The following is a 13,116-nucleotide window of genomic DNA, read 5'->3' as shown; positions in this document are numbered from 1 at the left end:
CATGTACCTATTCGCTTTCGTCGCCTGCAGTACCGAGTGCCTCGTTTTCGGTCCAGGTCCGGTTGGGACCCGTCAGGACAATGTCCCAGGTGTAGCCCAGCGCCCACTCCGGTTCGGTGAGGTTGTGGTCGTAGGTGGCCACCAGCCGGTCGCGCGCGTCCTGGTCCACGATGGTCTGGTAGATGGGGTCCAGCGGAAAGAGCTGGTCGCCCGGGAAGTACATCTGCGTGATGATGCGCTGGGTGAATTCGGTGCCGAACAGCGAGAAGTGGATGTGCGCGGGACGCCAGGCGTTCAGGTGGTTCTTCCAGGGGTACGCGCCGGGCTTGATGGTGGTGAACCGGTAGGAGCCGTCCGGGCCTGTGATGCAGCGGCCGATGCCCGTGAAGTTGGGATCGATCGGTGCCGGGTGCTGGTCGCGCTTGTGGATGTATCGGCCGGAAGCATTGGCCTGCCAGATTTCCACGAGCTGGCCGGCCACGGGGCGGCCGTCGCCGTCAAGGACCTTGCCGGCCACGATGATCCGCTCGCCCTGGGGTTCGCCATTGTGCTGGATGGTCAGGTCTGATTCCAAGGCGTGCACGTCCTGGTGCCCGAAGGCAGGCGAGTACAGTTCGATGGTTTCCGGATCCGCGTGGTGCAGGCTCTTGGTGGGGTGCCGGAGGATGCTGCTGCGGTACGGCGGGTAGTCCAGCCGGGGCTGTGTCTCCGCCGGAGCACCGTCCTTCAGGGCACGGGCGTAGGCGTCGGCCAGGCCGTTGATCTCTGCGCTGAGGTCCTGCTGTGTTTCGACGGCTGCGTCCCGGGGCACGTGTCCTGCCTTGGGCTCGGCAGCCGGGACAATTTCGTCCGTGGGGGCGTCCATTTCTTGCGGCACGGCTAACTCCTTTCTGATAATTCGTGATCGTTTGCTGGTGGCGGCAAGTGAGGGGCGGTGCAGGGGGTCGTTGGACTGCATGCCGGACCGGGGCATTGGGCGCCCCGTAGCCGACGTAGGTGCCGCAGCGTTCCACCGTTTTGAGGAACACCCTGCCCACGGTGGGTGTGTCCCACCAGGTAGGACTCAGTTCGATGAGTCATCCGTGCAGCTCCTTTGGTAACGGCACCTGGACGCAGCGCGCGCAGTCTCGGTGATGGAAAGTACAGTACAGCAATTGTTCATTTTGCGCACCACTGTTCGACATACGAACAGTACGCCGTCGATCCAGCTCTGCCTGTAGCAGCAGTCCGTCGGGTCGCACGTCCGCACCAGCCCGGTTTTTAGACCGGAGAGCCCGTCACGCCCCCAATGGCGGGCTTTCCCCCTTAAAGGCGGGCCGGTCCGGACCACCCAGCCGGCCGGTCACCCGGCGGAAGTGGGGAACGACATGAATTGCCGTTTTTGCGGAAGGTGAGGCTACCCTAAGTAGTCCCCACTTTTATTCCTGCTTCCCTGGCAGCCCTGCAAGGCGGTTCTTACGTGCGCTCGTTCCTCCGGCCCCGTGTCCTCGTGGCAGCTCTGGCCACCCTCACCCTGACCGGCTGCGGTTTCAGCGGCACCCAGAGCCAGGCCGTGCAGAGCACCGCCGCGGCGGATACCAGCCAGCGCATCGTGGTGAACAACTTCCGCACACCGGTGGCCAACTGGGCCCTGGAATCAGACGCCGCCTACATCCTCTCCCTGTCCGGCTGCCTCGAGACGCTGACCAAATACGACCAGGCAGAGGGCAAGGTAGTGCCCTTCCTCGCCACCGAGTGGAAGCAGACCTCCCCGCTGGACTGGGACTTCACCATCCGCCAGGGCGTTTCGTTCCAGGACGGCACTGAACTCACCGCGGAGTCGGTGGCGGCAGCCCTGAACCACGTCCTGGACGCCAAGGTCCCTGCCCGGGCCTTCAACCGGACCATGATCAGCAGCGTCAGCGCCGTGGACGAAAAGACGCTCCGTGTGAGCACGCCGGCCGAGAACCCGTTGGTCCCCTACCGCCTGGCAAGCGTCAACACCGGTATCCTGGCGCCTGCCGCCTACAAGAACGGGGAGGTGAACCCGTTCGGCCACTGCACCGGACCGTTCACTCCGGTGTCCGAAAAGCCCAAGCAGTCCCTGACCCTGGACCGCAATGAGAACTACTGGGACGGCGAGGTGCAGCTTGCCGGAGCCGAGGTCCGTTTCATCACCAACGGCGCCACCCGCGCCGCCCAGGTGCAGACCGGCGAAGCCGATATCTCCCTGTCCATTCCCGTCGCCAGCCTTGCCGCCCTGAAGGGCACGGCCGGAGTCACCGTGCTGGGCGCGGATTCGCCGCGCACCGCCACCCTTTACATGAACAACGGCCGGGCACCGCTGGACAACGTTGACGTCCGCAAGGCCGTCCGCGACTCCCTGGACCTGGACGCCCTCGCCGCCAGTGTCTACGAAGGCGCGGCCCTCCCCGCCACCGGACCGTTCGCACCCTCCGAGCCCTGGGCCGGAGAGGCGCAGGAAAAGCAAAAGCAGGATCTTGAAGGAGCCCGCAAACTGCTGGAAAGCGCCGGCTACACCGCTGACCGCCCGCTTGAGATCATCGCGATCGTGGAGCGTGCCGAATTCGCCGACGTCGCCGCCGTCATCCAGGAGAACCTGAAAAACATCGGCATCCCCCTGTCCATCCAGGCCAAGGAATACGCCTCGGCGGAACCGGACGTGCTGTCCGGCAACTACGACATGCTGCTCAGCCAGCGCAACCGCCTGATCGACATCGCCGACCCCATCGGCTTCCTCACCGCCGACTACACCTGCAAGGGCACCTACAATTTGAGCCACTTCTGCGACGCCGAGTACGACAAGATCATCGGCGAGGCGGCCAAGACCGTGGACGCCGCCGAACGGTACAAACTCTACGCGGAGGCCGGCCGGATCCTGCAGGACAAGGCCGTGAACGCCTGGCTGGTCAACGAACAGGCCACCGATGCCGTCCGCACCAACGTCCTGTCCTACGTCCAGGACCCGCTGTCCCGCTACGTCCTGACGGCAAAGACGGCCAAGTCCGCTTCCTAGTCCGCCGGAACACCGCATGCTGCAGTTCATCACCAAACGGACGGCCACCCTGGTGGCCGCCGTCGCCGTGTCCTCCTTCGCGGTGTTCCTCATCCCGTACGTCACCCCCGGTGACCCGGTCCGGAAGATCATCCGGTCCCGGGTCGCCGGTGATGCCATTGACGACTCCTCCGTCCAGGCCCTCACCCAGAGCCTGGGGCTGAACGATCCCCTGGCCGTCCAGTACTTCAGGTGGCTGGGCAACTTCTTCAGCGGGGACATGGGCCTGTCCTACGTCAGCCGCACGCCCGTCGCTGAGCAGGTCCTGCCCGCACTTGCCGTCACCCTCAGCCTGGTGGCCATGTCGCTGGGACTGGCCGCCGCCGTCGCCCTTCCGCTCGGAATCATCTCCGGGCTGCGGCCAGGCAGCCTGCCGGACAAGGCCATCACTGCCGTCACCCAGGCGTTCATCGCCATGCCGGAGTACTGGGTGGCGCCCATGCTGGTCCTGGTCTTCGCCCTCAAGCTCTCGGTGCTGCCCACGGCCGGGTGGAACGACCTGTCGTCCGCAGTGCTTCCCGCCCTGACCCTGGCTTTGCGGCCCATCAGCTTTTTCACTTCCGCCGTACGGGCCGGCATAATCGACGCCGCTGCAGCGGACCACGTGCCGGCAGCCCGGGCGCGGGGCCTGAGCAATACGCAGTCCATCGTGCGGCATGTCATTCCCAACGGCCTGGTGCCCCTGTCCACCCTCTTCGCGGTCTGGTTTGCGGGGCTGCTGGGCGGTTCAGTGATCGTCGAAGTGATCTTCGCGGTGCCCGGCATGGGAAGGCTGCTCTTCGATTCGGTGGTCAACAGCGATATCCCGCTTGCCCAGGGCGGGGTGGTGGTTGTGGTGGCACTTGCCGTGGGAGTCACCACCCTGGCCGACTTTGTCCACCGCTTCCTGAACCCGACAGTGGGAGGCTCCCTTGCGTAGCCGGATCACCGTGACCACCCTTGCCGCATCGGTCCTTGCCCTGATCATCCTGGCGGTGCTGCTGGCCCCATGGATCTCGCCGTACCCGCCCGCGGAACAGAACCTGGCGCAGCGACTGGCGCCGCCGTCCGCAGCGCACTGGCTGGGCACGGACAACCTGGGCCGGGACACCCTGAGCCGGCTCCTGGAGGGCGGCAGGTTCTCCATGTCGGTGGCCGCGCTGGCAACAGTGCTCACCTGCCTCCTTGGCGTCGGCGTCGGTATCCTCAGTGCCCGGCGCCGCGGCTGGGTGGATGAGTTCCTTACCCGCACCAATGATGTCCTGCTCGCGTTGCCGGAGATGGTGGTGGCGCTGTTCATCGTGGCGGCGCTCGGCACCGGGTTCTGGCCCCTGCTGCTTGCACTCACCGTGACCGGCTGGACGCCCTTTGCGCGGCTGGCGCGGACACTTGCGTACGACATCTCCGCACGCGGCTTCGTTGACGCCGCCCGGGTGGTGGGCTGCAGTCCGGGCTTCATCATCTTCCGGCACGTCCTGCCGCACCTTGCTGCACCGATCCTGGGACAGGCGACGCTGCGGTTCGGCCACCTGCTGATCAGTGTGGGGGCCCTGTCCTACCTTGGCCTGGGCGTCCAGCCGCCGCAGTCCGACTGGGGCTCCATGCTGGCGGCCGCCCAGCCTTTTGCCGACCGTGCACCGCTGGGCATCCTGGCCCCGGGCCTGGTCATCTTCACGGTTGCGCTCTGCGTCACGCTGCTGGGCCAGCGCGCCGCACGGATGGCCGCCGCACCCCTGCTGCTCCCCACGGCGGCCGGGTCATGAGCAAGCGCCTCGTCCTGGACGGCCTGGAGGTCCGGCACAAAGAGGACGACGGCGGGCACGGCCGCCGCCGGTTGCTCTCCAACGTCTCGCTCACCGTCGATCCCGGCGAGTTTGTGGCGCTGGTAGGCAGTTCGGGATCGGGAAAGACCCTGACCGCCATGTCCTGCCTGCGGCTGCTGCCCCCGCAGCTGGAAATCACCGGCGGGTCCATCAGGCTGGGAGACACGGACCTCACCCGCGCCAGCGAACCTGAACTCAACGGCATCCGCGGCGGCGGGCTGGGCATGCTGTTCCAGCAGCCCAAGCGAATGTTCAACCCCAATCGGACCATCGGCAGCCACCTAAGGGAGCCCCTGCGCCTGCACGCCGGCCTTCGCGGGGGGAAGGCCCGGGCGAAGGCCGTGGAACTCCTGGACGAGGTTGGCTTCGCCGATCCCGCCAAAGGCATCCGCGCCTACCCGCACCAGCTCTCGGGCGGCATGGCCCAGCGCGCCATGACTGCGCTGGCCCTGGCCGGGCAGCCGGACATGCTCCTGGCAGACGAGCCCACCTCCGCCTTGGACAAGATGCTGGAACGGCAGGTGCTGCAGCTGCTGGACCGCGAACGCCGCGAGCGTGGGCTCGGCATCCTGTACATCACGCACAACCTGGCGTCGGTTGCCGCGTACGCGGACCGCGTGCTGGTCATGAACTCTGGCAGCATCGTGGAAGCGGGGCCCGCCGGGGAGTTGCTCACCCGGCCCAGGACGGACTATGCCCGCGAACTTCTGGCGGCGGCGCAGCTGGCACCCGGGTCCCGGCGTCGGCCGTCCTCCACGGAGCGCGAGGTCCTTGTCCTGGACAAGGTGGGCAAGCGCTTCGGGCGCAGGCGCGGCAACAGTGTGCTGGAAGACGTCTCGCTCTCCCTTCGCCGCGGCGAAATACTCGGCGTGCTTGGCCAGTCCGGTTCCGGCAAGAGCACACTGGCCAAGGCCATCGTCGGACTGGACGCAGCCAGCGCCGGGACCATCAGCCGGCGGCTGGACGGCGCCGCAGACCAGCGGCCCACCGCCGTGCAGTTGGTATTCCAGGAACCGCACGGCGCCTTCGACCCCCGGATGACATTGCGGGCCAGCCTGCAGGCACCCCTGCTGCCGCGCCGGGAGCTGACTCCGGCCCAGCGGGACGAACGGATCGCGGCCGCCATGGTGGAGGTGGAACTGGACGCCGGACTGCTGGACAAACGCCCCGGCCAGTGCTCCGGCGGCCAGCTGCAGCGGGCCACCATCGCACGGGCCCTCCTGCTGGAACCGCAGGTCCTGATCTGCGACGAGGCCACCTCGGCGCTGGACGCGCTCACGCAACGGACCATCCTGAACCTGCTGCTGCGGCTGCAGCGGGAGCATGACCTGTCCCTGATCGTCATCTCCCATGACATGGACGTGGTGCGGTACATGTGCGACAGGGTTGCGGTCCTGCTCGAGGGCCGGGTGGTAGAGGTGGCCGAGACCCGCGACTTCTTCGCGGCGCCGCGGCACCCGCACAGCCGTGCGCTGGTGGACGCGTCCATCCCGTGCCGCGCGGACGGCCTGTGGACCATGTTGGACGCGAGGAACCCGGCCGTCCGGGGAAGCAGCTAGGCCCGGCCGGTCTCCAGGACGGAGGCCAGGTCGAAATTAACCGGTTCCTCCAGCTGCGCGTAGGTGCAGGACTCCGGGTCCCGGTCCGGGCGCCAGCGGGAGAACTGCGCGGTGTGCCGGAACCTGTCCCCCTCCATGTGGTCGTAGCGGACCTCCACCACCAGTTCCGGGCTCAGCGGCACGAAGGACAGGTCCTTGCCGGCGCTCCAGCGGCTGCCCTCAGCGTTCCGCGGCGTCCGTTCCCCCTCCTCCTGCTTGGCCCACGCCCACGGATGGTTGTCGAAATCCGTTACGAGGGGCTGCAGTTCCTGGAAGAGCTCCTTCCGGCGCTTCATCGGAAAGGCGCCGATCACGCCCACGCTCGCCAGGCCGCCGTCGTCCTTGTACAGGCCCAGCAGCAGCGAGCCGATGGTGTCCGGCCCGCTCTTGTGCACCCGGTAGCCGGCCACCACGCAGTCGGCGGTGCGCTCATGCTTGACCTTGAACATCACGCGCTTGTCCGGCTCATACCTGCCGTCCAGGCGCTTGGCCACCAGCCCGTCCAGGCCCGCGCCCTCGAACTGGCTGAACCATCGTCCGGCCGTGTCCTTGTCCGTGGTGGCGGCAGTGAGGTGGACCGGGGATTTGCTGGTGGCGAGCGCCTTCTCCAGCGCCGCACGGCGTTCCGAGAACGGCCTGCCGGTGTAGTTTTCGTCGCCCAGCGCCAGCAGGTCGAACGCCACGAAAGACGCCGGCGTCTGCTCCGCCAGCAGCTTCACGCGGCTGGCCGCGGGATGGATGCGCTGCTGGAGGGCGTCGAAGTCCAGCCGGTCGCCGGAGGCACCCACCAGGACAATCTCACCGTCCACCACGCACCGCGGCGGGAGGTTCTCCTTCAGCGCAGCCACAAGCTCGGGGAAGTAGCGGGTCATGGGTTTTTCGTTGCGGCTGCCGATTTCGAGGTCGTCCCCGTCCCGGAAAATGATGGACCGGAAACCGTCCCACTTGGGTTCGTAGCTGAGGTCCCCGCCTCCTGGAATGCCGTCGATGCCACTGACGGACTTGGCGAGCATGGGCGGGACGGGCGGCATCACGGGAAGTTCCATGTGCCCATTCTTGCCCGCCGGGCGCCCGGGGCGGAACCCCCGTGCACGGCGCGCCGCCGCGGGTGGGGCCGGGTTACCGCCGGGCTGACAGCAGGCGGCTCAGGCGGCCAGCAGCCAGACGATGAGGATCAGCACGGGGCCCGCTGCCGCCGTCGACAGCAGGCTGGTTTCGCGGGCAACTGCCACTCCCCGCCCGTACTTGCTGGCGAACAGGAAGACGTTCTGGGCCGACGGGAGCGCAGCCATCAACACCACGCCCAGGAGCATCTGCTGGTCCAGGTTGAACATGAAATGGCCGACGACGTACGCCACCAGCGGCATTCCCGCGGATTTAAGCGTGGTGGCGGTAAGGATTTCGGCGGTGTGCCCGCGACTGCCCAACATGCGGCTGCCGTGCAGCGACATGCCGAAGGCCAGCAGCACCACCGGTACCGCGGCGCCGCCCAGCAGGGCCAGCGGGGCCATCACGGGCTGCGGCAGGTCCACGTTGAACGCAGCCAGGACCACCCCCAGCAGGGACGCGATAATCATGGGGTTCCGGAACGGCTGCGTGAGCATCCGCCGCGGCGAGAACCGGCCGGCCTCCGAAAGGTCCAGCAGGGTGAGGACCAGCGGTGCCAGCAGGAGCAGCTGGACCAGCAGCACGGGCGCGACGGGGGTGGCGTCACCCAGCGCGTACAGGGTGATGGGGATGCCGATGTTGTTGGCGTTGACGTAGGAGCTTGCCATGGCCCCGATAGCCGTTTCCGCGAGTGGCCGGCGGAACCAGAGCCGGCTGATGGCGATGTAGAGCAGGGCGGTGGCGGCAGCCGTGATCAGGGCCAGAGGAACGTAGGCGGAGAACACCACCGCCATGTCCGATTCCAGCACCACCGTGAACAGCAGCACGGGGTTGGTGATGAAGAAGGCGGTCCGGGTCAGCGCCGAGACGGTGGCCTCGCCGCCCAGGCCGCAGCGCGCGGCAATATACCCCACGGCAATGACGACGCCGATCACCGCCAGCCCGATCAGCACGCCGCCCATTGAGGTACTTCCTTCCAGTCTTTCCGGTTCCCGCAATTTTTGCCGGGAGCGCAGTACTACAAGTTCCAAACTTATCGGACAAGCGGCCTTTTGCAGGCACGCCGGTCCGGTCGGCTCTCGACACGGCACCACACCGGACGGTAGAGGTTAACGATGGTTACCGTCGGCTTTCATGCATCACACGAACAGATCAGTCCCGGCCAGCTGCTCAAGGATGTCCAGCACGCGGAACGCGCAGGTTTTGAGGCGGCCATGTGCTCGGACCACATCGAGCCGTGGTCCGCCCGCCAGGGCCATTCCGGGTTCGCGTGGTCCTGGCTGGGGGCTGCCCTGGCCACCACCGGCCTCCGGTTCGGTGTGGTGACAGCCCCGGGCCAGCGCTACCACCCGGCCATCATTGCGCACGCTTCGGCCACCCTTGCCAGCATGTTCCCGAACCGCTTCTGGTTGGCTCCGGGCAGCGGCGAAAACATGAACGAGCACATTACCGGTGATGGATGGCCGGCCAAGGACATCCGGCAGCGGCGGCTGGAGGAGTGTGTGGACGTGATCCGCCGGCTGCACCGCGGTGAGGAGGTCACCCACCGTGGACTGGTGACCGTGGAGCAGGCACGGATCTGGGATGTCCCGGACTCCCCGCCGCCGCTGATAGCTCCGGCCGTCAGTGTTGACACTGCCCGCCGGGCGGCAGCCTGGGCGGACGGCCTGGTCACCGTCAACCAGCCCGCCGGAAAGCTTCAGGACATGCTGGGCGCCTACCGGGACAACGGCGGGCGGGGCAAAGCCGTGCTGCAGGTCCACCTGTCATGGGGCCGAAACGAGGACGAAGCAGTTGCTGTTGCGCTGGACCAGTGGCGGACCAACACCTACGACCCGCCCATACCCTGGGACCTGCCGACCGCCGGGCATTTCGACCTCGTGGGTGAACACGCGGGAGAGGAGCAGGTCCGCAAATCAGTCAACATCTCCGCCAGCCTGGCGCGGCACGTGGACTGGCTGGGCGGGTACGCGGAGCTGGGCTTCGACGAGCTCTACCTGCACTTCGTGGGCCAGGATCAGGCGCACTTCATCGACGCGTTCGCCGCGGAGGTCCTCCCGCAGTTGCGCGACCCCGGCCCCGTCCCTGCCGGTACTCCCGCTGAACCGCAACTTGTCGCGGCCGCTGCCGAACCGGCGTCGGAGACCCGCGCATGAGGATCGCCGAGACCTCCGACCTGTGGTGGAAGAATGCGGTCATCTACTGCCTGGACGTCGAAACTTTCTTCGACGACGACGGCGACGGGACCGGTGACTTCGCCGGCCTCACCCAACGGGTGGACTACCTGGCAGCCCTGGGCGTGACGTGCATCTGGCTCATGCCCTTCTACCCGTCCCCCGACCGGGACGACGGCTACGACGTGACCGATTTCTTCGGCGTGGACCCCCGGCTGGGCACGCTCGGTGACCTGGTGGAGTTCATCCGCGCCGCCAGGGACAGGGGCATGCGGGTGATCGCGGACTTCGTGGTCAATCACACCTCGGACCGGCATCGATGGTTCGTGGAAGCACGGAAATCAACGGACAACCCCTTCCGGGACTTCTATGTGTGGCGCCAGGACACTCCCCCGGACACGTCCTCCGAGGTGGTTTTCCCCGGGGAGGAGAACTCGCTCTGGACTCTGGACGAGGCCACCGGTGAGTGGTACCTGCACATGTTTGCCAAGCACCAGCCGGACCTCAACGTCACGCACCCCGCCGTGCGGGACCAGATTGCCAAGGCCATGGGACTCTGGCTGGAACTGGGGCTGGACGGTTTCCGGCTCGATGCCGTGCCGTTCTTCCTGGAGACCCGGGGCCAGCCCAAGGACGAAGCCGCCAACCTGGACCCGCACGGATACCTCACCGCGCTCCGCAGTTTCGTGAGCCGGCGCAACGGCAGCGCGGTGCTTCTGGGCGAGGTCAACCTGCCCTACAAGGAGCAGCTCGAGTACTTCGGCGGGCCCGAGGGCAACGAGCTGAACATGCAGTTCGACTTCATGTCCATGCAGCACCTTTACCTGTCGTTGGCCCGGCAGGATGCCCGGCCCCTGGCGGAGACGCTCAAGAGCCGCCCACCCATCCACCCGGACAACCAGTGGGCCATGTTCGTGCGCAACCACGACGAACTCACGCTGGACAAGCTCAGCGACGGCGAGCGCCAGGAAGTCTTTGCGGCTTTCGGCCCGGAGAAGAACATGCAGATTTACGGCCGGGGACTGCGCCGCCGGCTGCCGCCGATGCTTGGCGGCGACCAGGACCGGATCCGCATGGTGTACTCCCTGATGTTCTCCCTGCCGGGCACCCCGGTGCTGTTCTACGGCGAGGAGATCGGCATGGGTGAGGATCTCCGGCAGAAGAGCCGCGCCGCCGTGCGCACACCCATGCAGTGGACCAGCGAAAAGAACGGCGGGTTCTCCAGCGCCAAGGCGGCGGACCTTGTGGTTCCCGTGGCCCGGGGCGACTACGGTCCCGGACAGGTCAACGCTGCCGCCGCAAAGCGCGATCCGGATTCGCTGTTCAACTTCATGGCCACCCTGATCCGCCGGTACCGGGAGTCTCCCGAACTGGGCTGGGGCCGGTTCGATGTCATCGACCAGCCCGAGCCCGCCGTCTTCGCCCACACTTGCAGTTCGGACGGCGGCATGCTGGTCCTGTTGCACAACTTCGGCGAGGACACAGTGAAGGTCAGCGGCACAGTGGCGGCCGGGGACGCTCCGCCGCAGGCGTACAAGGATGCTTTGCTCCTGGACCTGTTCGACGGCGGCAACGTGGAGTTGGCCGGCGACGGCGGCTTCACCGTGGAGCTGGGGCGCTACGGGTACCGCTGGTTCCGGGTGCAGCGGAAAGGCGACCGGCTGGCTCCTTAACGGGACGCCCGGCGCCGGGCTTTGTGCAAAGATCAACCATGCGCGCCATGCAACACTCCAGCAAACTCCAGAACGTCCGGTACGAACTCCGCGGGCCCATCCTCCAGGCCGCCAAGAACATGGAGGCCGAAGGACACCGGATCCTGAAGATGAACCTCGGGGATACCGCACCGTTCGGGCTGGAGGCGCCCGAGTCCGTTGTGGTGGACATGATCCACCACCTTCGCGGCGCCCAGGGCTACAGCGATTCGAAGGGCATCTTCACGGCACGGACCGCCATCTCGCAGTACTACCAGACACGCGGCCTGATGAACATCGGCGTGGAGGACATCGTGATCGGCAACGGCGTCAGCGAGCTGATCTCCATGTGCCTGCAGGCGTTCATGGAAAACGGCGACGAGATCCTGGTCCCGGCGCCGGACTATCCGTTGTGGACCGCGGCCGTGACCCTTACGGGCGGCAAGCCGGTGCATTACCTCTGCGACGAGGCGGAAAACTGGTGGCCGGACATGGCCGACGTGGAGGCGAAGATCACCAGCCGCACCAAGGGCATTGTGGTCATCAACCCGAACAACCCCACCGGGGCGGTCTACCCCCGCCACATCCTGGAGCAGTTCGCGGCCCTGGCGCGTAAGCACAACCTGGTGCTGTTTTCGGACGAGATCTACGAGAAGGTGCTGTACGACGGCGCCCGCCACATCCACACCGCCTCCGTGGCGGAGGACGTGTGCTGCCTGACCTTCAGCGGCTTGTCCAAGGCCTACCGGATGCCCGGCTACCGGGCCGGCTGGGTGGCCATCACCGGACCCCTCGCCGCCACCGCCGGCTACCGTGAAGCCCTGGAACTGCTTGCCTCGCTGCGCCTCTGCGCCAATGTTCCCGCCCAGCACGCCATCCAGACCTGCCTGGGCGGCTACCAAAGCATCGAGGCCCTCGTGAAGCCGGGCGGCCGGCTGCGGGAGCAGCGGGACCTCGCCCATAAACTGCTCACCGGCATTCCGGGTGTAACCTGTGTGCCGGCGTCGGGAGCCATGTATTTGTTCCCGCGCCTGGATCCGGAACTGTACCCGATCGCCAACGACGAACAGTTTGTCCTGGACCTCCTGCAGGAACAGAAGATCCTTGTCTCGCACGGCACGGCGTTCAACTGGCCAGCGCCGGACCACTTCCGGTTCGTGATCCTGCCGTCCGTCCTCGATATCGAGGAGGCGGTGGACAGGATTTCCACATTCCTGGCCGGCTACCGCAGCCGCGGGGCAGCCTGAGGGCCTGCGGCTGCTTGTATGCCGGAGAAACAGAGCCGGCTCGAAGAACTAACCGGTACCTAACCCCGGGGAAACCGACGCGCAACAATGCACGGCCACACTGTTAGTGCAGGCAAGAGCCCGCACCAGCTCCAGCCAGGAGGCCCCGCAATGTTGAAGAAAGCGACCACGCATGTAACCAGAGTCCGTGCCCTGGACCAGCTGCACCGCGGTGACGAAATCGAAGCCCGCCTTTCCGTAGGCCCCTCCTACGACGACGTGGTGATCCGCCGCGGCAGCGTCCAGGAATCAGCGCCGGGCATCGGCGTCGTCTGGATCCTGGACCGGATCACAGGCCTGCGGAAAGCCATCAATACGGACGAGTGCAGCGTGTGGCGGGTGGCCTGACCCATCACGTGCCGTGGGGTGTATCCATCAAAGGCGGCAGCCGGCGGCGGGGCGT

At 66.9% G+C, this 13,116-nt stretch carries 11 protein-coding genes; 8 read left to right on the top strand and 3 right to left on the bottom strand.

From position 1 onward, the window contains the following. Nucleotides 1–7 precede the first annotated feature (7 nt). Nucleotides 8–865 (bottom strand): protocatechuate 3,4-dioxygenase subunit beta, encoded by an 858-nt coding sequence (gene pcaH, locus AC5RUU_RS05715; RefSeq protein WP_493974330.1) that lies wholly within the window; start codon nt 863–865, stop codon nt 8–10. 594 nt (nt 866–1,459) lie between these two features. Here pcaH and AC5RUU_RS05710 point away from each other — a divergent pair. From AC5RUU_RS05710 to AC5RUU_RS05695, 4 genes are read left to right on the top strand one after another with little or no spacing between them, the layout of a single operon-like run. Continuing rightward, the gene (locus tag AC5RUU_RS05710; RefSeq protein WP_493974240.1) at nt 1,460–3,016 is read left to right on the top strand and encodes an ABC transporter substrate-binding protein; all 1,557 of its coding nucleotides are present in this window, start codon (nt 1,460–1,462) and stop codon (nt 3,014–3,016) included. Nucleotides 3,017–3,032: 16 nt separating this feature from the next. Continuing rightward, nucleotides 3,033–3,974, top strand: coding sequence for an ABC transporter permease (locus tag AC5RUU_RS05705; RefSeq protein ID WP_493974239.1), 942 nt, complete (start codon nt 3,033–3,035; stop codon nt 3,972–3,974). Beyond that, a complete protein-coding gene (locus AC5RUU_RS05700; protein WP_493974238.1) occupies nt 3,967–4,797 on the top strand; it encodes an ABC transporter permease in 831 nt (276 codons plus the stop codon). The genes AC5RUU_RS05705 and AC5RUU_RS05700 overlap by 8 nt, the downstream gene beginning before the upstream one ends. After that, entirely contained in the window at nt 4,794–6,416 is a 1,623-nt protein-coding gene (locus AC5RUU_RS05695) for an ATP-binding cassette domain-containing protein (RefSeq protein ID WP_493974237.1), read from the top strand. The genes AC5RUU_RS05700 and AC5RUU_RS05695 overlap by 4 nt, the downstream gene beginning before the upstream one ends. Here AC5RUU_RS05695 and AC5RUU_RS05690 read toward each other — a convergent pair. Further along, entirely contained in the window at nt 6,413–7,501 is a 1,089-nt protein-coding gene (locus AC5RUU_RS05690; protein WP_493974236.1) for an ATP-dependent DNA ligase, read from the bottom strand. The genes AC5RUU_RS05695 and AC5RUU_RS05690 overlap by 4 nt on opposite strands. A 99-nt stretch (nt 7,502–7,600) precedes the next feature. Further along, entirely contained in the window at nt 7,601–8,524 is a 924-nt protein-coding gene (locus AC5RUU_RS05685) for an AEC family transporter (protein ID WP_493974235.1), read from the bottom strand. Between the two features lie 153 nt (nt 8,525–8,677). Between AC5RUU_RS05685 and AC5RUU_RS05680 the strand changes: the two genes are divergently transcribed. The 4 genes from AC5RUU_RS05680 to AC5RUU_RS05665 all read left to right on the top strand — a co-directional run bounded on the left by AC5RUU_RS05680 (nt 8,678) and on the right by AC5RUU_RS05665 (nt 13,061). Further along, a complete protein-coding gene (locus AC5RUU_RS05680) occupies nt 8,678–9,718 on the top strand; it encodes a TIGR03885 family FMN-dependent LLM class oxidoreductase (protein ID WP_493974234.1) in 1,041 nt (346 codons plus the stop codon). Next, the gene (locus AC5RUU_RS05675) at nt 9,715–11,409 is read left to right on the top strand and encodes an alpha-amylase family protein (protein ID WP_493974233.1); all 1,695 of its coding nucleotides are present in this window, start codon (nt 9,715–9,717) and stop codon (nt 11,407–11,409) included. Before AC5RUU_RS05680 ends, AC5RUU_RS05675 begins: the two co-directional genes overlap by 4 nt. Before the next feature lie 38 nt (nt 11,410–11,447). Beyond that, complete coding sequence (locus tag AC5RUU_RS05670; RefSeq protein ID WP_493974232.1) at nt 11,448–12,674, top strand: pyridoxal phosphate-dependent aminotransferase; 1,227 nt, start codon at nt 11,448–11,450, stop codon at nt 12,672–12,674. 150 nt (nt 12,675–12,824) lie between these two features. After that, nucleotides 12,825–13,061 (top strand): hypothetical protein, encoded by a 237-nt coding sequence (locus AC5RUU_RS05665; protein ID WP_493974231.1) that lies wholly within the window; start codon nt 12,825–12,827, stop codon nt 13,059–13,061. The last annotated feature ends 55 nt before the right edge of the window (nt 13,062–13,116 follow it).

This window comes from Arthrobacter sp. K4-10C, from assembly GCF_059090085.1.
Note: the sequence above shows the minus strand (reverse complement) of the source record. Positions and strands in the feature narration are given on the sequence as shown.